This is a genomic window from Microbacterium sp. (genome assembly GCF_046295495.1).
GTDB lineage: Bacteria > Actinomycetota > Actinomycetes > Actinomycetales > Microbacteriaceae > Microbacterium.
The window spans coordinates 78411-104748 of the sequence record NZ_JBKBNC010000003.1; the positions used below are offsets into that span (position 1 = coordinate 78411).

A 26338-nucleotide genomic window follows, 5' to 3' on the forward strand; every position below is an offset into this window, starting at 1 on the left:
ACGCCGCCCGCGCGAGGCGGACGGCGTCGTGTCCTGCGAGGGGGCAGGCCCGGGACGGGGCACGATACGTGGGGCTCAGCGCCCCGCCCCGGGAGGGGGGGGGTCAGTCTTCGGAGACCGTGACGGTGACCTCGATGTTTCCGCGCGTGGCGTTCGAGTACGGGCAGACCTGGTGCGCCTCGTCGGCGAGCTGCTGTGCCTGCTCGGGGTCGATCCCGGGCAGGACGACCTCGAGGAGGACGGCGAGCTGGTAGCCGCCCTGGCCGTTCGGTCCGATGTGCACGCGGCCACCGACCGAGGAGTCCTCGAGGGTGATCTTGTGGCCGCGCGCGACGGCGTGCAGCGCGCCGTGGAAGCAGGCGGCGTAGCCCGCGGCGAAGAGCTGCTCGGGGTTGGTGCCCGCGCCGGAGCCGCCCATCTCCTTGGGCGGGGCGACCTCGAGGTCGATGTAGTCGCCGGCGGTCACGTGACCGGTACGGCCGTGGCCGGTGGAGACGGCTTCAGCGGTGTAGAGAACGTCCATGGTGTTCCTTTCTGGGGACGGATGGGATGGCGGGCGCTCACACCGTGCGGGGTGGTGCGCCCACGGCGGCGAGCACCGTGTCGGGGTGGTCGCGGAGGTCTTTCATCGCCTCGGTGAGTTGATGCAGCGCGTCGATCAGTCCGCGTGCGCTGTCGGCGTCGGTGAGGCCCGCCCCCGCGGCGATGCAGCGGGGCACGTGGGTGAGCTCATCGCGGAGCGACGCTCCCCGCTCGGTCAGGACGACCGTGACCAGTCGCTCGTCGTCGGCTCCCCGCGAACGGGTGAGGAGACCGGCGGCTTCCATGCGCGACAGCATCGGGGAGAGGGTGCCCGAATCGAGCTGCAGGGCCTCGCCGAGGCTCTTGACGGTCTGGTCGCCGTCGGACCACAGCGTGACGAGAGCGATGTATTGGGGATAGGTGAGGTTCCACGGCTCGAGCAGCACCCGGTACGCCTGGGTGGTCGTGCGATTGGCGGCGTAGAGCGCGAAGCAGACGAGGGCGTCGACGGCGGGCATGAAGAAACCATTGCACACAATTCAATTGTGCGCAACAGATATGAGGGAGAGCGTCCGCGGCCGCCACGTCAAGCCCTGCCGTGCCGCGGACGTGCGGGCGAGCATGGTCGCATGATCAGCCGCAGCGACGCGAGCTTCACCTCGCCGGCGGGGTTCTTCCCCGATGGCGACCGTGACCTGCTCGCCATCAACGGGCATCACTTCGAGCTGGGTGACGGTGTCGCCCCGTTCGCGAGCGACCTCGCCTGACGATCGACCCCGCCGTCGCCGGTCACCGACCCGCGACGGAGTCCGCGGTCGCCCGCGCGACAGACGACGGTCAGGCGGTGGCGTCCTCGTCGTCGACGACGGGATGCCGGGTGACGAGCAACTCGGCCACACGGCGACGGTCCACCGCGCTGACCTGCAGCGTCGCGCCGTCGACCTCGACGGTGTCGCCCACGCGGGCCAGGCGGCCGAGCCGTTCGACGACGAACCCGGCGACGGTGTCCGATGCCCCGCGGGGCAGTGCGACGCCCGTCGCCTCCTCGAAGTCCTGCAGGTTGAGGCGGCCCTCGACCGTGCCGTGCTCGCCCTCGGCGAGCGGCTGCTCGGCATCCGTGTCGTACTCGTCGAAGATCTCGCCCACGACCTCTTCGACGAGGTCTTCCAGGGTGACGATGCCATCGGTACCGCCGTATTCGTCGACCACGACGGCGATGTGGCTTCCCTCCGCGCGCATGGCGGTCAGGGTGGGGAGGACCCGCGCGGTCGACGGGATGTAGCGGATGGGCCGGACGACGGCCGAGAGGGGCCGCTGGACGTCGTCGTACAGGTCGCGAACGTGCACGAAGCCGATCACATCGTCGATGGACTGTTCGGCGACCGGATAGCGGGAGTACGGCAGGTCGCGGACGAGGTCCGCCGCTTCGGCGATCGAGCCGCCGGCGTCGAGGGTCACGACCTCCGGGCGCGGGCGCATGACCTCGCTGATGTGACGGTCGCGGAGGGAGAGGACGTCATCGAGGATGCGGCGCTCGTCGGCGGGCAGACCCTCGTGGCTCGAGACGATGTCGCGCAGCTCCTCCTCGGTGAGCTCCTCGCCGGTCTTGTCCGGGTCGCCGCCGAGCAGGCGCACGAGGACGTTGGTGGAGATCGACAGCAGCCAGATGACGGGCCGCATGAGCGTCGCGAAGCCGTTGAGCACGGGCGCGACGCCGTAGGCGAACGCGGCGTTGCGCTGGATCGCCAGCCGCTTGGGCACGAGTTCGCCCAGCACCAGGGACAGATAGGCGATGACGAGGGTGAGGGCGATGGCGGCCACGGTCGCGGCGGCCGCCGGGTCGAGGCCGAGGGCCTCGAAGAGCGGGGCCACGGACGGGGCGATGGAGGAGGCGCCGTAGGCCGCGGAGGCGAAGCCGGCGACCGTGACACCGATCTGCACGGCGGACAGGAAAGTGTTCGGATTGCGCGCGAGGTCGGCGACCTTCTGCCCGCGCTTTCCCCGCGCGGCGAGGGCGTTGACCTGGCTCTCACGGAGCGTCACCAGAGCCATCTCGGTCGCCGCGAAGACGCCGCCGATGAGCACGAACGCCACGACGAGGACGATGTTGAGGACGAGATCGTTCACCGACGCCGCCCTCGCGTCCCCCGGGGAGAGGCGCCCGGGCTGACCCGGGCGCGCGGACTATGACCGTCGGCGTCGAGAGCGTGCGTCATGCGCCGAGTGTAATGAGCGAGACCGGCCCGAGCCCGGGTCGGAGTGGGGCTTGCGCGCGCGGGCGCTCTCTGCTGCGTTCAGCGCACGCTGCCGTCGGCGCCGGAGACGCTCACGTTCGCGCCCCCCTCGAGGTCGACCTGCCACACGGCGACGCCGTTGTCGCTCTCGAGCTGGGCCTCCTCGATGCGCGCCCCTCCGGGGTTCTGCGAGGCGGCGATACGGACGGCATCCGCCAGGGTCGTGGTCGCCGCGTCGAGGGCCGTCCGGTCGTCGGCATCCAGTCCGTCGGAGTCGTCGGATGCCAGCACCTGGCCCCCGTCGGCGCTCACCCGCACCTCGACCTCGCGATCACCGACGGCCACGTGGACCTGCCATTCGTCGTCCTCGCTCTCGAGCTCGAACGCCCGGCCGCCCGCGCTGGACTCGGCCGTCGTCACGGCGCGCACCGCCTCGCGGTCGGTCGCGGAGGCCGAAGCGTCTCCCGCGGGCGCCGACGTGCACCCTGCGAGCGCGAGGGCGGCGGCGAGGAGGACGGCGGCGGCGGGCGTGCGGATCGAAGCCATAGCGCGAGGCTAGTGAGACGTGCGACGGTCGAGGCAGCGGTTGCATCCGGGCGGCGCCTGTGTCTTGGCGCGACCCCAGCCCCTAGCAAGTCGCGCCGCGACCGTCAACCTCCGGTTACCGGTCAGGTCGCCCTTGGAGCATGACCGACATGAGCGAGATCACTGCCCACCACGGACTCCTGACCGACATCGACCTCCACGTCGACGACACCGGCGGCACCGGTCGCCCGGTCGTCCTCATCCACGGCTGGCCCCTCTCGGGCGAGTCCTGGGCCCACCAGGTCCCGGCGATCGAAGCGGCCGGTTACCGCGTCGTGACGTACGACCGCCGCGGCTTCGGGCGCAGCGACAAGCCGCGCTCCGGCTACGACTACGACACCTTCGCGAACGACCTCGACGCCGTGCTCGACGCACTCGACCTGCGCGACGTCACGCTCGTCGGCTTCTCGATGGGTGGCGGCGAGGTGGCGCGCTACCTGACCCGTCACGGGTCCGACCGCGTGCGGAGCGTCGTCTTCGCGTCGGCCGTGCCGCCGTACCTGGCCCAGACCGACGACAACCCCGAGGGTCCCCTCGACGACGCCACCGCGAACGGCATGAAGGAGGGGCTGGAAGGCGACGAGAAGGCTTTCTACCACCAGTTCACGACCGACTTCTTCTCGGTGGACGGCACCCTCGCCGTTTCGGAGGCCGACCGCGCCGAAGCCGAGCGCCTGGCCAACCAGGCCGACCACCACGCCGCGCTGAAGTCGATGGAGGCCTTCGCGACGACCGACTTCCGCGAGGACCTCCCGAACGTCGCGGTGCCGACGCTCGTCATCCACGGCGACAGCGACGCGACGGTCCCCTTCGAGGGCTCCGGCAAGCGCACCCACGAGGCCATCGCGGGCAGCGAGCTGCACGTCGTCTCGGGAGCCCCGCACGGCGTCAACGCCAGCCACGCCGACGAGTTCAACCGCGTGCTGATCGACTTCCTGCAGCGCTGACCGGTCGCGCGCGTCCTCACCCTCGCCCGCATCCGCGGAGGACACGCGCTCTGCGACACGACACCCCGCCGCTTTCCGCGGCGGGGTGTCGTCGTGCGCGGGGCCTCCGGGGGTGGCGGTCCGACGGGTGAGAAGCCGGGTGGAATGCGACGGCCGGGCGGTCTGAGCACAGGAGCGTGAGCCCGGGGGAGAGCGCGCCCCGGCCTAGCCTGACCCGCATGTCCGACGCTCCCGTCACCGCCGGCGACGCGGCCGCTGACGTCGCCGCCCCACCGCGTCGCCGCCGGCGGCGCAGACCGCGCCGGTGGCAAGAGGGCGGCTCCACCAGCCGCCGTTGGGACGTCGAGATGCTCGGCTGGGCCGTGTGCGCGCTCGGTGCGGGGGTGCTCGCCTCGAACGCGGCGTCGAGGTTCCTTCCCCCCGAGACCGCGGCCTCCGCGGCCCAGGCGGTGGTGTGGTCGGCCCTCGCGGCGCCCGTCGTCGTCGCGCTGTCGCGGTCGCGTCCGCGGGGGCTGCTGCGGCTGCGGCCGATCGACCTCGCGTCCGGCATCGTCTTCGGGGTGGCTCTGCGACTCGCCCAGGGCGCCGTGGCCGGTCTGGACGGGGGCCCGGCGGCCTGGCCCACCGTGCTGTCGACCGACGGGGCGCTGCCGGACTCCTTCGTCGTCGACGCGGTCGCGGTCGTGATCGTCTCGCCCGTGCTCGAGGAGTTCTGCTTCCGCGGGGTCGTGCTCGTCTGCGTCTACGTGTCGCTGCGTCGCCTCGGGGGACGTCTCGCGGCCGGGATGGCGGCGGTGGCCGTCTCGACCGCCCTGTTCGTCGCCGCTCATCAGGTGGGGGGCTCCGCGAGTGCCTCCGACGCGACCGCCCTCGCGCTCGTCGGCCTGCTCGCGGGGGCGTTCGTCGTCGTGACGGGGCGCATCTGGCCGGCGGTGATCCTGCACGTCGTGTTCAACGCGACCGGCGTCCTTCTGCTCGCGGTCGGCACCCTCCTGGCGTGAGGGGAAGCGACCGGCGTTTGGTCGTGGCATCCGGATGACGTAGTCTTGCTCTTTGGTGCCCGCCTCTCTGCGAGCGGGTCGCCCGAACGTGAGCCCTCCACCGGCCCTGTTCCCCGTCTTCGACGAAGGAACGGACCACCGGAGCGGGATTCACGAACTCCTCCGTTCGATCAAGAAAGCAGCACTACTGTGACGCGCACTTTCACCCCCAAGGCCGCTGAGGTCACGCGCGAGTGGGTCGTCATCGACGCCACCGACGTCGTTCTCGGCCGCCTGGCCTCGCACGCGGCGGTCCTCCTCCGCGGAAAGCACAAGGCGACCTTCGCCAACCACATCGACTCCGGCGACTTCGTCATCGTGATCAACGCCGAAAAGGTGGCGCTCACGGGTCAGAAGCTCCAGAAGAAGAAGGCTTACCGCCACTCGGGTTACCCGGGCGGCCTCAAGTCGGTCACCTACGAGGAACTCCTCGAGAAGAACCCCGTCCGCGCGGTCGAGAAGGCCATCCGCGGCATGCTGCCCAAGAACAGCCTCGGCGCGGCGCAGCTCAAGAAGCTCAAGGTCTACCGCGGCGCCGAGCACCCCCACGGTGCTCAGCAGCCCACGGCATACACCTTCGACCAGGTCGCCCAGTAAGCGCCGCCGGATAAGGACGAAACAGTGTCGAACATCGACCCCAGCAACTACAGCACCGAGACGCCGGCCGAGCAGTCCGTCGTCGCCGCCGAGCGCCCCGTGCTCTCGGTTCCCGGCGCAGCCGTCGGCCGTCGCAAGCAGGCCATCGCCCGCGTGCGCCTGATCCCCGGTTCGGGCACGATCACGGTCAACGGCCGCACGATCGAGGACTACTTCCCCAACAAGCTGCACCAGCAGCTGATCAACGACCCGTTCACGGTCCTCGAGCTCGCCGGCTCGTACGACGTGATCGCGCGCATCTCCGGCGGTGGCCCCTCGGGCCAGGCCGGTGCCCTGCGCCTGGGCATCGCTCGCGCGCTCAACGAGATCGACGCAGAGAACAACCGCCCGACCCTGAAGAAGGCCGGCTTCCTCTCCCGCGACGCCCGCGTCAAGGAGCGCAAGAAGGCCGGTCTCAAGAAGGCCCGCAAGGCGCCTCAGTACTCCAAGCGCTGAGTTCGACGCTCCGTATGCCTCTTTTCGGCACGGACGGGGTGCGGGGGCTGGCCAACGGCCTCCTCACCGCCGAACTCGCGCTGCACCTGGCCCAGGCGACTGCTGTCGTCCTGGGCCAGGGCCGTTCGGCGGAGGCGCGTAAGGCCGAAGGCCGCCGCCTCACCGCCGTCGTCGCCCGCGACCCCCGCGTCTCGGGCGAGTTCCTCGCGGCCGCCGTCTCGGCGGGGCTCGCGTCATCCGGTGTCGACGTGCTCGACGCCGGTGTCATCCCGACGCCCGCGACCGCCTTCCTCATCGCCGACCGCGACGCCGACTTCGGAGTGATGGTCTCGGCCTCGCACAACCCGGCGCCCGACAACGGCATCAAGATCTTCGCGCGGGGCGGCACCAAGCTCCCCGATGTCGTGGAGCAGCGCATCGAGAGCGCTCTCGAGGGCGAGCGGCTCCAGCCCACCGGGGCGGGCGTCGGGCGGATCCGTCGGTTCGCCGACGCCGAGGACCGCTACGTGCTGCACCTCCTCGGCTCGCTCCCGCACCGACTCGACGGCCTGCACGTCGTGCTCGACTGCGCCCATGGCGCCGCTGCCGGGGTGTCGCCCGAGACATTCCGGGATGCCGGAGCGCAGGTCACGGTGATCGGGGCCGAACCCGACGGCCTCAACATCAACGACGGCGTGGGCTCGACCCACCTCGACGTGCTCGCCGAAGCAGTCGTGCGCTTGGGGGCCGACGTCGGCATCGCCCACGACGGCGACGCCGACCGCTGCCTCGCGGTCGATGCGCAGGGCAACGTCGTCGACGGCGACCAGATCATGGCCGTCCTCGCCGTGGCGATGAAGGACCGGGGAGCACTCGTCGACGACACGCTCGTGGCGACGGTCATGAGCAACCTCGGCCTGCACCGCGCGATGCAGGCCCACGGCATCCGCGTCCTGCAGACCGCCGTCGGTGACAGGTACGTGCTCGAGGCGATGAACGCGGGCGGCTACTCCCTCGGCGGCGAGCAGTCGGGGCACGTCATCATGAGCGAGTTCGCCACGACGGGTGACGGGCTCTTGACCGGGCTCCACCTCGTGGCCGAGATGGCGCGGCAGGGCAAGACCCTCGCCGAGCTCGCGTCGATCATGACGGTGTACCCGCAGGTGCTGGTGAACGTGCGCGGCGTGGATCGCGACGGCGTGGCCGACGCCGGCGTGCAGGAGGCTGTCGCCGCTTCGACGGCCGAGCTCGGCGACTCGGGCCGCGTGCTGCTGCGCGCATCGGGCACCGAGCCGCTCGTGCGCGTGATGGTCGAGGCCGCCGACGAGGAGAGCGCGCGTGCCCACGCCGATCGCCTCGCCGAGGTCGTGCGGGAGCGTCTCGCCCTCTAGCGTGCGAGAGGTGCCGAGACTCCTCGCCTCGAGCTCCCGCTCGGCGATCCGTCTCGGCACCTCGCGCACGAGGGGCGCCCGCCGGGGGACGCCTGCGCGCACGGCTCAGTACTCGAGCGACTCGATGTAGCGCAGCAGCACGCCCTCGCGCAGCGCCCACGGCGACACCTCGAGCTCCTCCACGTCCATCGCCTTCATCGCGCGTTCGACGACCACGGCGGCCGCGACGATCTGGAAGGTGCGGTCGGCGGTGATGCCGGGCAGTGCCTCCCGGGCGTCGGCGGGGATGCGCGCCAGTCGCGGGATCCAGTCCTTGAGTTCGCGGCGGGGCAGCACCATGCGGTCGATGCCCGACCACCCCGGCACGGGATAGCCGGCGAGCTTGGCGAGCGAGCGGATGGCCTTGGACGAACCGATCACGTGGTCGGGGCGCGGCAGGGCCGCGAACCGTTGCGCGACGGGGGCGAGAACGGATGCCGCATGCTGCCGCAGGGCGTCGATCTCATCGACGCTCGGAGGGTCGTGGGGGAGGAACTGCACGGTCGAGCGTCCCGCGCCCAGCGGCACGGACTCGGCCAGGTCGGGGAGTTCGTCGGCGCCGCCGGCGATCTCGAGCGAGCCGCCGCCGATGTCGAACAGCAGGATCTGGCCCGCCGACCACCCGAACCACCGGCGCACCGCGAGGTAGGTGAAGCGCGCTTCCGTCTCGCCTCCGAGCACCTGCAGCGGCTGCCCGAGGGTCTCCTCGATCAGGGCGATGACCTCTTCGCCGTTCGTGGCGTCGCGCACCGCCGAGGTGGCGGTGGCGAGGAGTTCGTCGACCCCCTCGGCGCGGGCGTGGGCGCAGGCCGCGGCCACGGCATCCACGAGTCCCTTCACGCCCTCGGGGGAGATGGAGCCGTCGGGCTGCAGGTAGCGCATGAGGCGCAGGACCGACCGGTGCGAGGTGGTGGCCGTGGGGCGACCGCCGGCGCGCGCGTTGGCGACGAGCAGGTGGACGGTGTTGGAACCGATGTCGAGGACTCCCAGGCGCACGGTCCGAGCGTAGCGGTGCGCCCCGGTCGTGCCCGTCGCCCACCCGATTGCGGAGGCCGTGGGCACGGCATCCGCAAAGGTCGGGCCGGGTGCTCCGCGGCGACGCGGGGGAGCGCCGGTAGCATGAGCGGGTGTCCGCCCCCGAGACAGCCGCTCCCGCATCGTCGCTGAGCCCCTACCGCCAGATCGGTCGCGACGACTGGGCGCGTATGGCCGGAGGGCTGCCGCAGCCGCTGACCGAGCACGAGATCGTGCAGCTCCGGGGCATCGGGGACCTGCTCGACCCGCGCGAGGTCGCCGAGGTGTACCTGCCGCTCAGTCGTCTGTTGAGCCTCTACGCCCGCGCGACGCGTCGGCTGGGAGCCGACACGAGCGAGTTCCTGGGTGAGCCGGATGCCACGACGCCCTTCGTCATCGGGGTCGCCGGCTCGGTGGCGGTGGGCAAGTCGACCATCGCGCGTCTGCTCCGCGAGCTCATGAGCCGGTGGCCCGACACCCCCCGCGTCGAACTCGTCACGACCGACGGGTTCCTCTACCCGAACGCAGAACTCGAGCGGCGCGGTCTGATGGACCGCAAAGGCTTCCCCGAGTCGTACGACCGTCGGGCGCTCGTGGAGTTCCTGAGCACGGTGAAATCGGGTGCCGACGAAGCTCGGGCCCCGTTCTACTCGCACGTGCGGTACGACATCATGCCCGACGCGCACGTGAGCGTGCACCGTCCCGACGTCGTGATCGTCGAGGGGCTGAACGTGCTTCAGCCGCCGCCATCGCCGAACGAGGTGGCGGTGAGCGACCTGTTCGACTTCTCGATCTACGTGGACGCGGATGCCGCGCACATCGAGCGCTGGTACGTCGACCGCTTCCTCGCGTTGCGCGACAACGCCTTCACCAACCCCACGTCGTTCTTCCGCGTCTTCGCCGACATCAGCGACGAGGAGGCCGTCGAGCGGGCGCTGGGGTACTGGCGCGACATCAATCTGCCCAACCTGGAGGAGAACGTGCTCCCCACCCGGCACCGCGCGAAGCTCGTGCTGCAGAAGGGCGCCGACCACACCGTCGAATCGGTGCTGCTGCGCAAGCTCTGACGCCGATCCGTCGCACGGGCCGCGAGATGCCTCCCGGTAGTACCGGGAGCCGCACGGCCTCGCGCACCGATGGCGGATCGAGCCCGATCGCGCCGCTTCCGCGGCGATCGTCGCGCCCGCGCCCCCCGGTACTACTTATGCCTTCCTCAGTAGGGGCGGTTCGGTAGTCATCCCGGTACCCCGGCTCGTTCTCAGCCTTCTCATAGCCGTCTTGAATGTTCCCCACGGCTGTCGGACGGCCGCAGCGGGTGTTGCACGAGCGACCACCCGAGCACCGAGCACAGGAGCATCTCTATGGATCGCGCGGATTGGGGCACATCCGGGGCATCGCCCGGGCGGGCCGGTACGAGGAGACGGAGCGCTGTGTGGACGCGCTCCCGCATCGGGAGGGCCGCGGTCAAGACCGCTGCGGCCGTGGGGGCGGCCTCGCTCAGCCTGTTCGGTGGTGTCACCGCCGCGAACGCCGCGCCCGGAGACACGTCGAGCGCGACGGGGACCTTCCTCGGCGGATCGATCCTGAACCTCGTCGACCTGGACGCGATCGCGAACCTCGAGGGTGCGCGGGCCGCCAACGGCGGCACCGAGCCGACGGTGACGGACGCGAACACCCTCGACCTCACCGCGCTGGGAGTGGTGAACGTCACCGCTCCGGGTGGCGTGCAGATCCCGGTCGACCTCGGCTCCCTGGGTGTCGTCGGCCAGTACGCGGCCGCGGACCCCCAGGGTGGCTCCGTGGGTGCCTCGGGTGCCGTGGGCTCGGGCGGCGTGATCGGGACGGGTGCGCCCGCGACCGGTCCGCTGAGCATCGATCTCAGCGGTTCGGTGGACTCGCTGTCCGGATCGGTGGCGGCGGGTCTCGTCGACGAGATCGCCGACCTCGATCTGACCCTCGAAGCCGTCAGCGCGCGCGCCGCGCAGTCGGCCCCCGATGCACCCCAGAGCCAGTACTCCATCGCCGGCGGCCAGCTGGTGATCGGCAGCGCGACGCTGGCGGCGCTCACCTCGGAGCTGGACGACGTCGTGGCCGGTGTGCAGGCGGACGTCGACGGGGTCGACGCCGCGGTGAATGCATCGGTGCGCGGCCTGCTCGGCGTCCTCGGCGGAACCCTCACCACGAACCTCTCGGTGGGCACCACGAGCCTGACCGACGCGGTCGACGGTCTGCTCACGGGCGAGCTGACCTCCCCCGACTACCCCGGGGTGAGCATCGACCTGTCGACCGGGTCGATCATCGTCGACCTGGATGCCGTGCAACCGCTGAACGGCCTCGCGCCGGGCACGAACGTGCTCGGTGCGCCGACGGTCGACGCCATCGAAACGGCCGTTCTCGCCCTCGTGGACGGTCTGATCGACGACGTCGCCGACTCCCTGGTCACCGCTGTGCGCGGGCTGCCCGTGACGGGCAACGTCGCGGTGACCGTGTTCCCGCTGCCGACGACACCGATCCTCACGGTGAACACGACGGTCGGCGCCCTCCTGGACGGAGAGACCGTCGGCCTCACGCTGCTCGGTCTCGGCCTCACCCTGCCCGGGGGTCTCGCAGCGGTCGTGTCGGCTCTCACCGCCCCCGTGCAGACGCTCGTGACCGACATCGCGCCGGCGCTGGACGGCGTCCTCGAGCCGGTGAACGCCGTACTTTTCCCGGCCCTCGACGCGGTCGTACCGGCCGTGGCGACCGTGACGGTCAACAACCAGTCGACGAGTGGCGACGGCGCGTTCTCGGTCACGGGCGCGATCGTGAGCATCCTGCCGGGCTCTCTCGCGACCACGATCGCCCTCGCGAACGCCACGGTGGGACCCAACGCGCTCGACGACAACGCCGACGTGGGCATCACGACGCCGGAGGACGGCGCCGCGTTCGTCGTCGCCGGACCCGACGACGTCTCCGATGTGACGATCACCGGAACGGGCGAGCCGGGCGCGGAGATCACCGTGTCCATCCCCGGTCAGGATGACCAGGTCGTCACCGTCGGAGACGACGGCACCTGGACCGCGCCGTACACGGATCTTCCGGTCGGCTCCTACACCGCGACCGCGACGCAGGATGCCGACGGTACGACGGCGACCGTGACGTTCGACGTCGTCGAGGCGCCCGACGTCGCGATCACGGCTCCCGACCCCGACCGGATCTTCGTGGTCCCGGGGGCGGACGACACCGCCGACGTGACCGTCGAGGGGACCGGCCTCGCCGGTGGCGAAGTCGAGATCGAGGTCGGTGGCGAGACGCAGACCGTGACGGTCGAAGACGACGGCACATGGACGGCGACGTTCGAGGATCTGCTGATCGGCGACTACGCCGCCACCGCGACGCAGCCGTTCGACGGGTCGACCGCCTCGGTGGACTTCTCGGTCGCGGAGACGCCCGACGTCGTGATCGCCGAGCCGACGGCGGGCACTGAGGTCGCGGTCGGTCAGACCGATGACACGACCGCAGTGACCGTCTCGGGTACCGCTTCTCCGGGTGCGACGGTCACGGTCGTCCTCGACGACGGCGCGACCGAGACCGCCCTCGTCGCCGAGGACGGCGGGTGGAACGTCGTGTTCGCCGACCTGCCGATCGGCGACTACACCGCCACCGCGACGCAGGACGCCGACGACTCGAGCGACTCGACCTCGTTCGCCGTGGTGTTGGCCGATGCCGTCGCCATCACGGCGCCGGCCGACGGCACGGATTACGAAGTCGGCGAGCCCGACGCCACCCGGTCCGTCACCGTGTCGGGCACCGGCCAGACCGGTGCCGAGGTCGAGGTGACGATTCCGGGCGTGGGTTCGCAGACCGCGACCGTGGCTGCCGGGGGCACCTGGACGGTCGTCTTCGCCGAGGTGCCGGTCGGCGCGTTCACGGCCACGGCGGTGCAGGACATCGACGGGTCGAGCGACTCGTCGTCGTTCTCGATCGCGGCGAACGCGGCGGATGCCGACGCCGTCGACGCGGACGCGACGGACGCGGATGCCGCTGACGCTGATGCTGGTGACGCGGATGCGGTCGATGCGGATGCGACGGATGCGGATGCGCTGGATGTTCTCGACATCGATGCGACCGAGGTGTTGGACGCGCTGGATGTCGACGCGGATGCGGACGTGCTGGATGCGGACGCGGACGTGTTGGACATCGATGCGGATGCGGACGGGCTGGACGTTGACGTGATCGACGCGGACGCGCTGGATGTGGACGTGCTCGACGCCGATGCGGACGTGCTCGACATCGACGCCGACGGCGTGGACGCCGTCGACGCGGATGCGGTTGACGCTGACGCTGACGCTGACGCTGACGCTGACGCTGACGCTGACGCTGACGCTGACGCTGACGCTGACGCTGACGCTGACGCTGACGCTGACGCTGACGCTGACGCTGGTGACGCGGATGCGGTCGATGCGGATGCGACGGATGCGGATGCGCTGGATGTCCTCGACATCGATGCGACCGAGGTGTTGGACGCGCTGGATATCGACGCGGATGCGGACGTGCTGGATGCGGACGCCGACGTGTTGGACATCGATGCGGATGCGGACGGGCTGGACGTTGACGTGATCGACGCGGACGCGCTGGATGTCGACGTGCTCGATGCCGATGCGGACGTGCTCGACATCGACGCCGACGGCGTGGACGCCGTCGACGCGGATGCGGTTGACGCTGACGCTGACGCTGGTGACGCGGATGCGGTAGACGCTGACGTGGCGGACGCCGATGCGGCTGATGCCGACGCGGCCGATGTCCTCGACGCTGACGCCACCGACGTGGTCGATGCCGATGCGGACGCTGCTGACGCTGACGTGGCGGACGCTGACGCTGACGCGACGGACGCCGATGCGGCCGACGTGCTCGACGCCGACGTGGTCGATGCCGACGCCGATGCGGCCGACGCTGACGCGACGGACGCTGACGCGACGGATGCTGACGCCACCGACGCTGATGTAGCGGATGCTGACGCGACGGACGCCGATGCGGCCGACGTGCTCGACGCCGACGCCTCCGACGTGGTCGATGCCGATGCCGATGCCGATGCCGATGCCGATGCCGATGCCGATGCCGATGCGGACGCCGCTGACGCTGACGCGGTCGACGCTGACGTGGCTGACGCTGACGCGACGGACGCCGATGCGGCCGACGTGCTCGACGCCGACGCCTCCGACGTGGTCGATGCCGATGCCGACGCTGCCGACGCTGACGCGACGGATGCTGACGCCGTCGACGCTGATGCAGCGGATGCTGATGCGGCGGATGCTGACGCCACCGATGCTGATGCGGCGGATGCTGACGCGACGGATGCTGACGCCACCGACGCTGACGCGACGGATGCTGACGCCACCGACGCTGACGCGACGGATGCTGACGCCACCGACGCTGACGCGACCGATGGGGGCGCGGCCCTCCCGGCACGTGCCGATGTCGCACTGACGCAGATCGTGCGGGGCACCGGGGTCACTCAGACCGTCGTCCTCCGAGGCTTCGAGCCCGGGGAGACGATCTCGGCCACGGTGAACTCCACCCCGTTCGATCTGGCTCCGGCGATCGCCGACGCCTCGGGCTCGGTGCGCATGACCTTCGCGGTCGGCGCCGACTTCGAGCTCGGCGCTCACCGGGTGGATGTCCGCGGATCGGTCACGGGCGAGCTCCCGACCGAGCGGGAGAACACCGCCTTCACGGTCACGGCTCAGCCCGTCACCGCGGGTGGGGGCGGAACGGCTCTCCCGGCCACCGGCATGGACCTCGACGGTCCACTGGTCGGCGGCTTCGCGGCGGCGCTGATCCTCGCGGGAGCGGCTCTGTGGACCGTGCGTCGACGGAGCACCAGCGGAGAGCAGCGCTGACGATGACCACCACGGCAGAGGGCGCCCTCGAAGCGGGGGTGTCGGAGGGGCGTCCCTCCGCCCGGCGGTCGGGCGGGGTCATGGCGGCGGTCGCCGCCGCCATGACCCTCGCCATCGTCCTCGGATACGCGTTCGTGGCGGTGTCGTTCACGGTCCCGTCGAGTCCCACGCGACCGGCGGTGTCGGCGGCCTTCTCGCCGTACCTCGCACAGCGCTGGAACGTGTTCGCGCCGAACATCATGAAAGTGAACCGCTCGCTGCAGATCCAGGTGCAGTGGCGGGAGGCCGGCGAGCTGCAGCGCAGCGAGTGGGTGGATGTGACCGACATCGAGTTCACCTCGGCGCGCGGCATCCCGACCCCGTCACGGATCTCGAAGAACAGCTTCAACGCGGCGCAGGCCTACCTCACCCGCTATCAGGCGCTGAGCGAGGATCAGCGCGACCGGGTACGCGACACCTTCATCCGCGGTGTGAACGACGGTGCGTTCGCACCGATGGACCCCGAGGTGCTGCTCGAGGACATCGACGGCCTCGGCGGGAGCCGTGCGGCGCTCGTGCGCTACCTGCGCTACGACTACATGCTCGTGCGGTTCGCCGCGGCCTTCGGCGGCGCCTACTTCGATCGCGACATCGAACGGGTGCGGTGGCGCATCGAGCACGACCGCCCGAACGACTTCCTGCACCGTTTCGACGGACAGCGTCAGACGGAGCTGTCGTACACCACCTTCGGCTGGCGCCAGCCGGCCGTCGCCCCCTCGGACGAGGTGCGCGCCATCTACGACGAGGTCATCGAGAGGTACACGGGCAGATGAGTGCAGTGGCATCCGTCGACGCGGGGCGAACCGCCGAGAAGCCGAACCTGCGGGAGCGGCTCACCCCCGCGGCGCTCTGGAGCGGGCTGCAGAGGTGGCTCACCGAACGCAAGCATTCCACGATCGGCTTCTCGATCCTGCGCGTGCTGTTCGGGATCGCGATGCTCATCGTGCTGGTGCCCAGTTACGCCGACCGGCAGTACCTCTGGGGCGCGGGAGCCTGGTGGGTCGAGCCCGAGGCCGGTCGACGCGGGTGGTGGGAGCCGCTGCGTCTGCTGTTCCCGAAAGACAACGCGCTCGTTTTCGAGATCTCGTTCCACGTGCTGCTGGCGCTGGTGCTGCTGTTCCTCGTGGGCTTCCAGACCCGCTGGGTCACCCCGCTGACGCTGGTGTTCTGGGTGGGTCTCTCGACCAACAGCACGCTGCTGGGCAACGGGGGCGACACGCTCATGCGCATCGTGCTGCTGTTCGTGGTCTTCGCCGACCTCAGCCGGCACTTCTCGGTGGACGCGTGGGTACGGCGCCGTCGGGGCGAGCGCCGCTCCCGTCTCGCGTCCCGGATGCCGGGCTGGATACCGTCCTGGCTGGGCGCGTGGGCGCACAACACGGTGCTGATCCTCTGCGTGTTCCAGATCCTGCTCGTGTACGTCGTCTCGAGCGTGCTGAAGTTCCAGGGCGAGGAGTGGCTGGACGGGACCGCGATCTACTACGCGCTGAGCATCGACCAGTTCCATGTACTCCCCGCGCTGAGCCAGCTCGCATGGCAGTCCGCTCCGGTCGTGGCGATCGCGACGTGGGCCGCGCTGTGGGTCCAGATGCTGTTCCCCGTGCTCATCCTGTGGAAACCGACCCGGTACGCCGCCGTCGTGCTGATCACGGGCATGCACCTCGGCATCGCCGTGCTGCTCGGTCTGTGGCCGTTCTCGCTCGCGATGATCGCCCTGGACCTGCTCCTGGTGCGCGACGGCACGTGGCGGCGGTTGGCGGGGCGCGTCGTCCGCGTCCGTCGGGGGTTGCTCAGCCCCGCCACGTAGGATCGATGACCATGTGCGGAATCATCGGTTACGTGGGTCCTCGGCAGAGCCAGGACATTCTTCTCGCGGGCCTGTCGCGTCTGGAGTACCGGGGCTACGACTCCGCCGGTATCGCCGTGATCGACGGCGACGGGGAGCTCGGAATGCGCAAGCGCGCGGGCAAGCTCGCCGTGTTGCGCGACGACCTCGAGGCCTCGCCCCTGCCGAACGGCACCACAGGCATCGGCCACACGCGCTGGGCCACGCACGGCGGGCCCACCGACGCCAACGCGCACCCGCACCTGGCGGACGACGACAAGCTCGCCGTCATCCACAACGGGATCATCGAGAACTTCGCCGAGCTCAAGAGCGAGCTCGTGGGCGAGGGCTTCGCGTTCCGCAGCGAGACCGACACCGAGGTCGCCGCGGTCATGATCGGTCGCGAGTACGCGCGCACGGGCGATCTGGTCTCGGCCTTCCGCGCCGTGGTGTCGCGTCTCGAGGGCGCCTACACCCTGCTCGCCATGCACAAGGACCACCCGGGCCTGGTCGTCGGCGCGCGACGCAACTCCCCGCTCGTCATCGGCCTCGGCGAGGGCGAGAACTTCCTCGGCTCCGACGTCGCCGCGTTCGTCGAGCACACGCGCAACGCCCTCGCGATCGGCCAGGACGAGATCGTCGCGATCACGCCCGAGGGCGTCGAGGTCACCGACTTCTCCGGCGCCCCGGTCGAGGTCGAGGCCTTCGAGGTCACCTGGGACGCCTCGGCCGCCGAGAAGGGCGGCTGGTCGTCGTTCATGGCCAAGGAGGTCTCGGAGGAGCCCGAGGCCGTCGCCAACACCATCCGTGGTCGCATCCACGAGGGCCGCGTCGAGATCCCCGAGCTGGAGGGCCTCGACGGGTTCCTCGCCGACATCGATCGCATCCTCGTGATCGCCTGCGGCACCGCCGCATACGCCGGCATGGTCGGCAAGTACGCGCTCGAGACCTGGACCCGCGTCCCCGTCGACGTGGAGCTCGCGCACGAGTTCCGCTACCGCGACCCGGTGCTCTCGCCGCGCACGCTCGTGGTCTCGATCAGCCAGTCGGGCGAGACCATGGACACCCTCATGGCCGTGAAGTACGCCCGCTCGCGCGGGGCGAAGACGCTGTCGATCTGCAACACCCAGGGCGCCACCATCCCGCGCGAGTCGGATGCCATCGTCTACACGCACGCCGGACCCGAGGTCGCCGTGGCCTCGACGAAGGCGTTCGTCGCGCAGATCACCGCCCTGTACCTGCTGGCCCTGCACGTGGGCCGCGTGCGCGGCGCCATCGACCCGGTCGTCGCCGTCGAGGCGGTGACCGAGCTCGAGGCCGTACCGGGCAAGATCGCGCGTGTGCTCGAGACGGAGCAGTCGCGCATCGAGCAGCTGGCGCACTGGATGGCCGACACGCGGTCGGTGCTCTTCCTCGGGCGCAACGTCGGGTACCCGATCGCCCTCGAGGGAGCGCTCAAGCTCAAGGAGCTCGCCTACATCCACGCCGAGGGCTTCGCCGCCGGCGAGCTGAAGCACGGTCCCATCGCCCTGATCGAGCCCGGTCAGCCCGTGTTCGTCGTCGTGCCCTCCCCGCGCGGCTCGGGCGAGATGCACAAGAAGGTCGTCTCCAACATCGAGGAGATCCGCGCCCGCGGTGCCCGCGTGATCGCGATCGCCGAAGAGGGCGACGTGGCGGTGCTGCCGGCCGCCGACGAGGTGCTGCGCATCCCGCTCGCCGCACCCCTCTTCGAGCCGCTGCTCGCCGTCGTGCCGCTGCACATCTTCGCGATGGGGCTCGCCGAGGCGAAGGGTCTCGATGTCGATCAGCCGCGCAACCTCGCCAAGTCGGTCACGGTCGAGTGACGCATCCGCAGTGACGGGGCCGGATGCCGTGGCATCCGGCCCCGTCGCCGTCCCCGGGCGCGGTTCGCCTCGACCGGCGTGCCGGGCTCCGGAGAATCCGCGTGATCCAGGAGCGTGGGGCGTCTGACACGGCCGCGGAGGCGTTTTCTCCGGAGTCCGGCTCGCGCCGACGCGGACGGCGGCCGATGTCGGCGGGCACCGGCAGAATGGAGAGGATGCCGGGAGGGAGCCGCATGATCGTCGGAATCGGCGTCGACCTGGTCGACGTGCCCCGCTTCGAGCAGCACCTCGCGCGCACGCCGCGGCTGGTGCCCCGGCTCTTCGCCCCGGCGGAGCGCGTGCTCAAGCCCCGCTCCCTGGCCGCGCGCTACGCCGCGAAGGAAGCGCTCATCAAGGCGCTCGGGGGGTCGGACGGCGTGCACTGGACCGATATCGAGGTCGCTTCCGAGGCCTCGGGACGCCCCGTGTTCTCGCTGCGCGGCGAGACGGCCGACACCGTCGCCGCTCGCGGCATCACGGCCCTGCACCTGTCGATGTCGCACGACGCGGGGCTCGCCACGGCGTACGTCATCGCCGAGGCGGGGGAGCGGCCGGCGGCGTCCACGGTCGCCGAGGCCGTCGCTTCGGCCGGGTCGACGGCATCCACCCCCGTTCCCACCCGAGAGGACCCCGCATGAGAATGGCTCCCGGCGCGCTGCGCGAAGCGCTGGTCGACGTCGACGCGATCGCCGAGAACGTGCGGCACCTGCGCGCGCTCACCGCATCGGAGGTCATCGCCGTCGTGAAGGCCGACGGGTACGGGCACGGCGCACACCGTGCGGCCGTCGCGGCGCTGCGGGGAGGAGCGGCGCGGATCGGCGTGTCCGACATCGATGAGGCACTCGCGTTGCGTCGCGCCGGCATCCGCGCCCCGCTGTTCGCGTGGCTGCACGCGCCGGGTGCATCGTTCGACGAGGCCGTGCGCGAGGACGTCGAGCTCGGCGTCTCCGACCTGGACCAGCTCTTGCGCGCGGCGGGTGCCGCAGCGGGAGACCGTCCGGCGGCCGTCCACCTCAAGATCGACACCGGGCTCTCCCGCAACGGCGTCGCCCCGGCCGACTGGCGCACCGTGTTCTCCGAAGCCGCGCGCCTCGAGCGCATCGGGCGGCTGCGCGTGGTGGGTCTGTTCTCGCACTTGTCCAATTCCAGCCCCGCCGACGACCGCGCGGCCCTGGCCCGGTTCGAGGAGGGGGTGGTGATCGCCGCCTCGCTCGGCCTTCACCCGCCGCTTCGTCATATCGCCGCGACCAACGCGGCGATCGCGCTGCCCGAGGCCCGGCTGGGGTGCGTCCGCATCGGGATCGGTCTCTACGGCGTCTCGCCGTTCGACGACCGCACCCCCGCCGACCTCGGCCTGCGCCCCGCGATGACACTGCGCGGAGCCATCGCGGCGGTGCGACGCGTGCCGGCGGGCACCGGGGTGTCGTACGGCTACGACCACCGCACGCAGCGCGACACGACCCTCGCCCTCGTTCCGCTCGGCTACGCCGACGGCGTTCCCCGTCAGGCGTCCGGTCGCGGACCGGTGTCGATCGGCGGGCGCCGGTTCGCCGTGGCCGGGCGCATCGCGATGGACCAGTTCGTCGTCGACGTGGGGGACCACCCCGTCGCGGTGGGCGACGAGGTCGTGCTCTTCGGCGACCCGACGTTGGGCGTGCCCTCGGCACGCGAGTGGGCGGATGCCGCCGACACCATCGACTACGAGATCGTGACGCGCGTGGGTGCGCGCGTGCCGAGACGGGAGGTGCGCGCATGAGTGTCCCCGAGGCGCTGCGGGGGGAGCGGATCGTCGAGTCCCCCGCCGACATGGAGCAGCTGGGGCGCGAGATCGGCCGCGCCCTCGGACCCGGTGACGTCGTCGTGCTCACGGGCCCCCTCGGCGCCGGCAAGACGACCCTCACCCGCGGGATCGGGGAGGGCCTCGGCATCCGGGGTCCCGTGCAGAGTCCGACGTTCGTGATCGCTCGCACGCACCCCTCGCTGTCGGGCGGGACGCCGCTGGTGCATGTCGACGCGTACCGCCTGGGTGCGGCCGTCGAGCTCGACGACCTCGACATCGACGTGGCCCACAGTGCCGTGATCGTGGAGTGGGGTCGAGACGTCGCGGGGTTCCTCGCGGAGTCGTGGTGGGAGATCGAGATCGCGCGGCAGAGCGGCGGGCGCGGGGTCGACAACGCGTGCGGCGAGATCGCGGTGCACACGGTCGAGCTCGACGCCGACGCTCCGCGCACGGTGACCATCTCGAAGCGCCCCTGACCCGGGCGCGACCGCGACTCAGACGGTCGGCGCGGGTCGCCCACGTCTCTCGGCGCGCCCGCGGCGGGACCGCGGGGCGACGCGGTCGGCGGCCCACACCTCGCGCAGCGCGCGCAGTGTCTCGACCGGCTGCTCCACGTGAGCGAAATGGCCGCTGTCGTCGAGCACGCGGTCGTCGAAGTCGGGCATGAGGCGCGCCCACGCGGCGGAGTCGGCGGCCGCGACGAACACGTCGTGCGCGCCGCGCACCGAGCGCACGGGGCACGTGATGCGCCGCCACACCCCGTCGTCGTGCGTGCGCGACAGGCGCGCGGCCGCCAGGAAGGCGGTCGGCCGGATCTCGGTCGCGAGGGCGCCGGTGACGGCTCGTGCGACGCGATCCGGATGCCGGAAGAGCGGCCGCGCGAGGGAGTGCAACGCCCCCGTGCGCCGGAGCAGACGCAGCAGGGGAGGCGCGAGGGGGCCGAGCCCCCGCAGCACGCGCATGGCCACGACCATCCCCGCCAGCCACGGTAGGCGGACGGTCCCGACGAGGAGTCGACGCGTGACCGCGCGGGCGCCAGCGCCGCTGGGGGACACGACCCCCACCGCCACCGTCTCCCGCGGGAACCGCGCGGCGACGTCGAGAGCGATCACCCCGCCCAGCGAGTGCCCCACCACCCGCCATCGCGGATATCCCATCGCGCGGGCGGCCTCCGCCACCGCGACGGCCAGGTCGGCCGGCTGCGGGACCGGCCCCGGCGATTCGCCCCACCCGGGCAGGTCGATCGCGACGATGTCCGACAGGGGCAGCCCGATCCGGTCGGATGCCGCGATCAGCGGGCCCCAGGTCGTCCACGAGCCCGCGGCGCCGTGCAGGAGCACCGTCGCCACCGGGCTCCCCGAGGCGCGACCCGCGTGCACGACGACGGGGCCGACCCCCGTGGGGACGACCGTGCGGCGCAGGCCGAGGCCCGTGGCTTCCATGACGTCTGTTCGGAACGGGGCGCGGAACGGATGCCGCGACGAACGCGGTGGCGGAGGCGGCGGATACCCTGGAACGGTGATCCTCGGCATCGACACCTCGCTCGGCACGGCCGTCGCCGCGATCGCCCCCGACGGCGAGGTGCTCGCCGACGAGCAGAGCGCGAACCCCCTCGGCCACGCCGAGGTCATCGGCGACCTGCTGCGGCGTGCCGCATCGGCGGGTCCGGCCCCCACGCACGTCGCGATCGGCATGGGCCCCGGTCCCTTCACGGGGCTGCGCGTGGGCATCGCGACCGCGCGGGTCTACGCCCTCGGGCGGGGCATCCCGGTCGTTCCCGTCCCCAGCCATGACGGCGTCGCGCTCGGGGTGCTGCTGAGCGACGCGCTCTCCGGAGTCGAGACGGATCGCTTCGCGGTCGTCACCGACGCCCGTCGTCGCGAGTTCGCATACAGCGTCTACGACGGCCTCGACGACGACGGCCTTCCTCTCCGGGTGACCGAGGCCGCCCTGAGCCCGCGCGACGACCTCGACACCCGCCTCGACGAGCTCGGCGCGCGACGTTACGACGCCACGAGCGTCTCGGCCGCGATGATCGCCCTCGCCGCCGCTCGGGCCCTCGACGCCGGCCGCGACCTGGCCGGGTCGGAGCCTCTCTACCTGCGCAGCCCCGACGTGGTCGCCGCCCACGCGCCGAAGCGGGTCAGCGGATGACCACGCGCCCGGCCACGCCCGCCGACCTCGACGCGATCATGGTCCTCGAGCGCGCCTCGTTCCCCACCGACGCGTGGAGTGCGGCCATGATGCGCGAGGAGCTGGCGTCCGCGCACAGCTGGTATGTCGTGGTCGAGGAAGCCGGCCGTCTCGTGGGGTACGCGGGCCTGCGCGCGGTGCGCGGGGCACAGGATGCCGACATCCAGACCATCACCATCTCCGGCGCCGCGCGGGGTCGCGGTCGCGGGCGCGCGCTGTTGACGACGCTGCTCGACGAGGCGGTGCGCCGTGACGTGCGCGAGGTGTTCCTCGAGGTGCGCGCCGACAACCCCGTCGCTCAGAAGCTCTACCTGTCGGAGGGTTTCGCCGAGGTCGGGCGCCGTCCTCGCTACTACCAGCCCGACGACGTCGACGCGATCGTCATGCAGCTCGACCTGCGCGGGTGGGCCCATCTCCGCGGCGACGATGGGTCCTCGACGGACGCCGGGACTTCTGAGGCCGACGCGGCCGCCGGTGCCGACCCCTCTGCCGCCCCCGCCGACGGCACCGGCGCCCCGGCGGCCTCGCCCACCGGAAAGGGATGGTGCTGATGAACGCTCCCCTCGTGCTCGGCATCGAGACCAGCTGCGACGAGACCGGCATCGGGATCGTTCGCGGTCGCCGGCTGTTGAGCAACACGATCGCCTCGAGCATGGACGAGCACGCCCGCTACGGCGGGGTCGTCCCCGAGGTCGCCGCGCGCGCCCACCTCGAGGCGCTGCAACCCTCGATCGACGCCGCGCTCGCCGAGGCCGGAGTGTCGCTCGCCGAGATCGACGCGGTCGCCGTGACGAGCGGTCCGGGGCTCGCGGGGGCGCTCATGGTCGGCATCGGCGCGGCGAAGGGCTTGGCGGTCGCCCTCGACAAGCCGCTCTACGCGGTCAACCACCTCGTGGGTCACATCGCCGCCGACATCCTCGACGCCGACGCGGGCGAACTCGAGTACCCCACCGTCGCCCTGCTCGTGAGCGGCGGGCACACCTCGCTGCTTCTCGTGCGCGACCTCACCAGCGATGTCGAGCTCCTCGGCGAGACGATGGACGACGCCGCCGGCGAGGCGTTCGACAAGGTCGCGCGCCTGCTGAAACTGCCCTACCCCGGCGGCCCCGAGATCGACCGCGCCGCCGCCGAGGGCGACCCCACCGCGATCCGCTTCCCCCGGGGGCTCTCGCGGGCCTCCGACATGGCATCCCACCGCTACGACTTCTCGTTCTCCGGCCTCAAGACGGCCGTCGCGCGCTGGGTCGAGCAGCACGAGGCCGCGGGTGAGCCGGTACCGGTCGCCGACGTCGCGGCGTCGTTCCGGGAGGCCGTCGTCGACGTGCTCGTCACCAAGGCGCTCGACGCCTGCGCCCGCTACGGCGTCCCCCGGCTGCTGCTGGGGGGTGGGGTCATCGCCAACAAGCGCCTGCGCGACGTCGCCCTCGAGCGGGCCGCGGCCGCCGGCGTCGCCGTGCGCATCCCCCCGCTGCGCCTGTGCACCGACAACGGCGCGATGATCGCCGCCCTCGCGGCCGAGCTCATCGCGTCGGGCCGGCGTCCCTCGACGCTGGGCTTCGGCGCCGACTCCACCCTCCCGGTGACCGAGATCCAGGTGGCGGAGGATCCGGATGCCGAGCCCCCGACGCCGCGCTCGGGATCGGCATCGTGAGCGAGGCCTCTCCGCCCACGCGTCGCACGCGCAAAGACGAGCCCGGTCCCGCCGCGGCCCTGCCGCCGCTCCCGCCGACGTCGGCGATCGACGACGACGACCCCGAGCGGCTGCCGACGGCGCAGCTCGAGATGGCGGCCTTCGGCGACCATCTGATCCCGTACGTTCCGCCAGCGCCCCCGACGCCGCCGTCACTGGCTCCGTGGGCCCTCGCGCTGGCGGTCGTCGCGCTCGTCGGGTCGCTGATCACGGGGTGGTTGCTGCCCCTGGGCGTGATCGGGATGATCGTCGCGATCGTGTCGCTGCGTCGCCCCCACGACGGTCGCCGGCCTGCGATCTGGGCCCTCGCTCTCTCGTCGCTCGCGGTCACCTTCAGCGCGGGATGGCTGATCTGGGGTTTCTCGCAGCTGGCGGTCTGACGGCCGCCCGCGGGGCATGCACTCGGGGCCGACCTCACTGCTCGCGCCACGGTCCATGAGGGGCGGCGAGTCCGCCGCGTCGCCCCCTCGCGGTCGCGGGGGTGCGGCGGCACGCACGCGCCGAACGGACCGGCCCGTCGCCGAGCGCCTCAGACGCGGTCGGCGAGCAGCGCCAGCCGCTTCGAACCCACCCGGGTGAGCAGCAGCGTGGCCGCCCCGTCGCCGCGCAAAGCGAGCTTCTTACGCAGCACGGCGGGGTCGACGTCGACGCCGCGCTTCTTGATCTCGAGCGTGCCGATGCCGCGGGCGCGCAGCGCCTGGGCGAGCTTCTTGGGATCGGCGGGCAGCTCCTCGCGCACCCGGAACGACGACACGAAGGGGCTCGTGAGCGGACTGTCGGAGGTGAGGTACGCGATCCCGGGTGAGAGCATCCCCGCCTCGAGGGAGCGCGCGATCTCACCGATCAGGCGCGCGCGGATGACCGCTCCGTCGGGCTCGTGCACGAAGGCGCCGAGCTCGCGCTCCGGGGCGTCCGGGCTGTCCGCGGGGGCGGTGAGTTCCCACGCCTCGGAGCCGCGCACGACGAGCGCCGCGCGGCGCACCCCGTCTTGGGCCAGGCGCCCCGACCACAGCACGAGTTCGATCGTCGATCCGTCGGCGCTGATCCACTGCGCCTCGACGTCGTCCGGGATCCGCGTGCGATCGAAGCCCGGGCCGAGCTTGACCCCGCCCGGGATGTTCCGCAGAAGGGCGAAGACCCACTCCAGCGACGGCGACCACTCGGCCGACGACACCTGCCGCGTCTCGGCGTGACCCGCCGTGCGCCGCGCGGGGTCGAGCCATACGGCATCGGTCCCCGCGAGGTCGACGTCTTCGGCGCGTGCGTGCGCGACCGTCGCCGTCTCGCCGAAGGGGGCCAGGTTGTACGCGGCGATCGCCGCGGTCACCTCGTCGGCGTCGACCGCGTGCACCCGGATGCCGAGTCCCGCCAGCCCCAGGGCGTCGCCGCCGATGCCGCAGCCGAGGTCTGCCACGCTCGCGACTCCCGCCGCGCGGAAACGCCCGGCATGACGCGCTGCGATGGACAGGCGGGTCGCTTGCTCCAGCCCCGCGCGGGTGAACAGCATGCGATCGGCGAAGGCGCCGAACTTCGCCTCCGCCCGTACTCGCAGTCGCGCTTGCCCGACCACCGCCGAGACCAGCTCGGGGGGATGTCCCGCGGCCCGCAACCGCGAGACCGCGCGCGCCGCATCGTCGGTCGACGCGATCGGCCCGACCTCGTCGAGCAGGCGCAGGCCCGCGGGCGTGAGCAGGGCGGTCAGCTCGGTGGTGTCCACCGATTCAGCCTAGGCGGGCGATTGTGCTGGCACTCGCGTTGCGTGAGTGCCAGCCCTTCTCTACACTCGGATTAGCACTCTCCCCGCGTGAGTGCTGACAAGTCTTCTGTAACGAGAAAGAAGAGGTAGACCGTGTCGGTTTCCATCAAGCCGCTCGAGGACCGCATCGTCATCAAGCAGGTCGAGGCTGAGCAGACCACCGCGAGTGGTCTCGTCATCCCCGACACCGCCAAAGAGAAGCCGCAGGAGGGCGAAGTCGTCGCCGTCGGCCCCGGCCGCATCGACGACAACGGCAACCGTGTCCCCCTCGACGTCGCCGTCGGTGACCGCGTGCTCTACAGCAAGTACGGCGGCACCGAGGTCAAGTTCGGCGCCGACGAGTACCTCGTGCTCTCGGCTCGCGACGTCCTGGCGGTCGTCGTCCGCTGATCGCGTGACTCGCGCGAAGGCCCCGGATGCCACGGCATCCGGGGCCTTCGTCATGCCCGG

The 26338-nt window shown here is 71.7% G+C and carries 26 protein-coding genes; 19 read left to right on the forward strand and 7 right to left on the reverse strand.

Features of this window, described 5'->3' with window-relative positions; genetic code table 11:
- Nucleotides 1–103: 103 nt before the first annotated feature.
- Complete coding sequence (locus ACK4LS_RS02420; protein WP_409712719.1) at nucleotides 104–523, reverse strand: organic hydroperoxide resistance protein; 420 nt, start codon at nucleotides 521–523, stop codon at nucleotides 104–106.
- A 37-nt stretch (nucleotides 524–560) separates the two neighbouring features.
- The gene (locus tag ACK4LS_RS02425) at nucleotides 561–1040 is read right to left on the reverse strand and encodes a MarR family winged helix-turn-helix transcriptional regulator (protein ID WP_409712721.1); all 480 of its coding nucleotides are present in this window, start codon (nucleotides 1038–1040) and stop codon (nucleotides 561–563) included.
- Nucleotides 1041–1151: 111 nt separating this feature from the next.
- Between ACK4LS_RS02425 and ACK4LS_RS02430 the strand changes: the two genes are divergently transcribed.
- Nucleotides 1152–1289, forward strand: coding sequence for a hypothetical protein (locus ACK4LS_RS02430; protein ID WP_409712723.1), 138 nt, complete (start codon nucleotides 1152–1154; stop codon nucleotides 1287–1289).
- A gap of 70 nt (nucleotides 1290–1359) precedes the next feature.
- On the opposite strand, the gene ACK4LS_RS02435 is transcribed toward ACK4LS_RS02430, so the two are convergent.
- On the reverse strand, nucleotides 1360–2649 hold the full coding sequence (locus ACK4LS_RS02435; protein WP_409712725.1) for a hemolysin family protein: 1290 nt from the start codon (nucleotides 2647–2649) through the stop codon (nucleotides 1360–1362).
- A gap of 167 nt (nucleotides 2650–2816) precedes the next feature.
- The gene (locus ACK4LS_RS02440) at nucleotides 2817–3302 is read right to left on the reverse strand and encodes a PepSY domain-containing protein (RefSeq protein WP_409712727.1); all 486 of its coding nucleotides are present in this window, start codon (nucleotides 3300–3302) and stop codon (nucleotides 2817–2819) included.
- A 149-nt stretch (nucleotides 3303–3451) separates the two neighbouring features.
- On the opposite strand from ACK4LS_RS02440, the gene ACK4LS_RS02445 reads away from it, so the two are divergent.
- The 5 genes from ACK4LS_RS02445 to glmM all read left to right on the forward strand — a co-directional run bounded on the left by ACK4LS_RS02445 (nucleotide 3452) and on the right by glmM (nucleotide 7790).
- The gene (locus ACK4LS_RS02445) at nucleotides 3452–4288 is read left to right on the forward strand and encodes an alpha/beta fold hydrolase (RefSeq protein ID WP_409712729.1); all 837 of its coding nucleotides are present in this window, start codon (nucleotides 3452–3454) and stop codon (nucleotides 4286–4288) included.
- 218 nt (nucleotides 4289–4506) lie between these two features.
- Complete coding sequence (locus ACK4LS_RS02450; RefSeq protein WP_409712731.1) at nucleotides 4507–5289, forward strand: CPBP family intramembrane glutamic endopeptidase; 783 nt, start codon at nucleotides 4507–4509, stop codon at nucleotides 5287–5289.
- Between the two features lie 189 nt (nucleotides 5290–5478).
- Nucleotides 5479–5925 carry a 50S ribosomal protein L13 gene (gene rplM / locus ACK4LS_RS02455; protein WP_409712733.1) on the forward strand — a complete coding sequence of 149 codons (447 nt, stop codon included), beginning with the start codon at nucleotides 5479–5481 and terminating at the stop codon, nucleotides 5923–5925.
- A 24-nt stretch (nucleotides 5926–5949) separates the two neighbouring features.
- Nucleotides 5950–6420 carry a 30S ribosomal protein S9 gene (gene rpsI, locus ACK4LS_RS02460; protein WP_409712735.1) on the forward strand — a complete coding sequence of 157 codons (471 nt, stop codon included), beginning with the start codon at nucleotides 5950–5952 and terminating at the stop codon, nucleotides 6418–6420.
- 14 nt (nucleotides 6421–6434) lie between these two features.
- Complete coding sequence (gene glmM / locus ACK4LS_RS02465; RefSeq protein ID WP_409712737.1) at nucleotides 6435–7790, forward strand: phosphoglucosamine mutase; 1356 nt, start codon at nucleotides 6435–6437, stop codon at nucleotides 7788–7790.
- 105 nt (nucleotides 7791–7895) lie between these two features.
- Here the strand turns inward: glmM and ACK4LS_RS02470 are convergent, their stop codons facing one another.
- Nucleotides 7896–8825 carry a Ppx/GppA phosphatase family protein gene (locus tag ACK4LS_RS02470; protein ID WP_409712739.1) on the reverse strand — a complete coding sequence of 310 codons (930 nt, stop codon included), beginning with the start codon at nucleotides 8823–8825 and terminating at the stop codon, nucleotides 7896–7898.
- Between the two features lie 131 nt (nucleotides 8826–8956).
- On the opposite strand from ACK4LS_RS02470, the gene coaA reads away from it, so the two are divergent.
- The 8 genes from coaA (at nucleotide 8957) to tsaE (ending at nucleotide 20725) form a co-directional block, all read left to right on the forward strand.
- On the forward strand, nucleotides 8957–9910 hold the full coding sequence (gene coaA / locus ACK4LS_RS02475; protein ID WP_409712741.1) for a type I pantothenate kinase: 954 nt from the start codon (nucleotides 8957–8959) through the stop codon (nucleotides 9908–9910).
- A gap of 363 nt (nucleotides 9911–10273) precedes the next feature.
- A complete protein-coding gene (locus ACK4LS_RS02480; RefSeq protein WP_409712743.1) occupies nucleotides 10274–14722 on the forward strand; it encodes a choice-of-anchor G family protein in 4449 nt (1482 codons plus the stop codon).
- Nucleotides 14723–14724: 2 nt separating this feature from the next.
- Complete coding sequence (locus ACK4LS_RS02485; RefSeq protein ID WP_409712745.1) at nucleotides 14725–15534, forward strand: DUF5819 family protein; 810 nt, start codon at nucleotides 14725–14727, stop codon at nucleotides 15532–15534.
- Between the two features lie 5 nt (nucleotides 15535–15539).
- Entirely contained in the window at nucleotides 15540–16568 is a 1029-nt protein-coding gene (locus tag ACK4LS_RS02490) for an HTTM domain-containing protein (RefSeq protein ID WP_409712747.1), read from the forward strand.
- Between the two features lie 11 nt (nucleotides 16569–16579).
- Nucleotides 16580–18430, forward strand: a complete 1851-nt coding sequence (gene glmS / locus ACK4LS_RS02495) for a glutamine--fructose-6-phosphate transaminase (isomerizing) (RefSeq protein WP_409712798.1) — start codon at nucleotides 16580–16582, stop codon at nucleotides 18428–18430.
- Between the two features lie 233 nt (nucleotides 18431–18663).
- A complete protein-coding gene (locus ACK4LS_RS02500) occupies nucleotides 18664–19107 on the forward strand; it encodes a holo-ACP synthase (protein ID WP_409712749.1) in 444 nt (147 codons plus the stop codon).
- On the forward strand, nucleotides 19104–20225 hold the full coding sequence (alr, locus tag ACK4LS_RS02505; RefSeq protein WP_409712751.1) for an alanine racemase: 1122 nt from the start codon (nucleotides 19104–19106) through the stop codon (nucleotides 20223–20225). The genes ACK4LS_RS02500 and alr overlap by 4 nt, the downstream gene beginning before the upstream one ends.
- A complete protein-coding gene (tsaE, locus tag ACK4LS_RS02510; protein ID WP_409712753.1) occupies nucleotides 20222–20725 on the forward strand; it encodes a tRNA (adenosine(37)-N6)-threonylcarbamoyltransferase complex ATPase subunit type 1 TsaE in 504 nt (167 codons plus the stop codon). Before alr ends, tsaE begins: the two co-directional genes overlap by 4 nt.
- A gap of 18 nt (nucleotides 20726–20743) precedes the next feature.
- Here the strand turns inward: tsaE and ACK4LS_RS02515 are convergent, their stop codons facing one another.
- A complete protein-coding gene (locus ACK4LS_RS02515; RefSeq protein ID WP_409712755.1) occupies nucleotides 20744–21691 on the reverse strand; it encodes an alpha/beta fold hydrolase in 948 nt (315 codons plus the stop codon).
- A gap of 76 nt (nucleotides 21692–21767) precedes the next feature.
- On the opposite strand from ACK4LS_RS02515, the gene tsaB reads away from it, so the two are divergent.
- From tsaB to ACK4LS_RS02535, 4 genes are read left to right on the forward strand one after another with little or no spacing between them, the layout of a single operon-like run.
- The gene (tsaB, locus tag ACK4LS_RS02520; RefSeq protein ID WP_409712757.1) at nucleotides 21768–22403 is read left to right on the forward strand and encodes a tRNA (adenosine(37)-N6)-threonylcarbamoyltransferase complex dimerization subunit type 1 TsaB; all 636 of its coding nucleotides are present in this window, start codon (nucleotides 21768–21770) and stop codon (nucleotides 22401–22403) included.
- On the forward strand, nucleotides 22400–22993 hold the full coding sequence (rimI, locus tag ACK4LS_RS02525; RefSeq protein WP_409712759.1) for a ribosomal protein S18-alanine N-acetyltransferase: 594 nt from the start codon (nucleotides 22400–22402) through the stop codon (nucleotides 22991–22993). The genes tsaB and rimI overlap by 4 nt, the downstream gene beginning before the upstream one ends.
- Nucleotides 22993–24093, forward strand: coding sequence for a tRNA (adenosine(37)-N6)-threonylcarbamoyltransferase complex transferase subunit TsaD (gene tsaD / locus ACK4LS_RS02530; protein WP_409712761.1), 1101 nt, complete (start codon nucleotides 22993–22995; stop codon nucleotides 24091–24093). Before rimI ends, tsaD begins: the two co-directional genes overlap by 1 nt.
- Nucleotides 24090–24512, forward strand: a complete 423-nt coding sequence (locus tag ACK4LS_RS02535; protein WP_409712763.1) for a hypothetical protein — start codon at nucleotides 24090–24092, stop codon at nucleotides 24510–24512. The genes tsaD and ACK4LS_RS02535 overlap by 4 nt, the downstream gene beginning before the upstream one ends.
- 149 nt (nucleotides 24513–24661) lie before the next feature.
- Here ACK4LS_RS02535 and ACK4LS_RS02540 read toward each other — a convergent pair whose 3' ends face one another.
- Nucleotides 24662–25849 carry a THUMP-like domain-containing protein gene (locus ACK4LS_RS02540; RefSeq protein WP_409712765.1) on the reverse strand — a complete coding sequence of 396 codons (1188 nt, stop codon included), beginning with the start codon at nucleotides 25847–25849 and terminating at the stop codon, nucleotides 24662–24664.
- A 132-nt stretch (nucleotides 25850–25981) separates the two neighbouring features.
- Between ACK4LS_RS02540 and groES the strand changes: the two genes are divergently transcribed.
- Entirely contained in the window at nucleotides 25982–26278 is a 297-nt protein-coding gene (gene groES / locus ACK4LS_RS02545) for a co-chaperone GroES (protein WP_039394204.1), read from the forward strand.
- Nucleotides 26279–26338 lie beyond the last annotated feature (60 nt).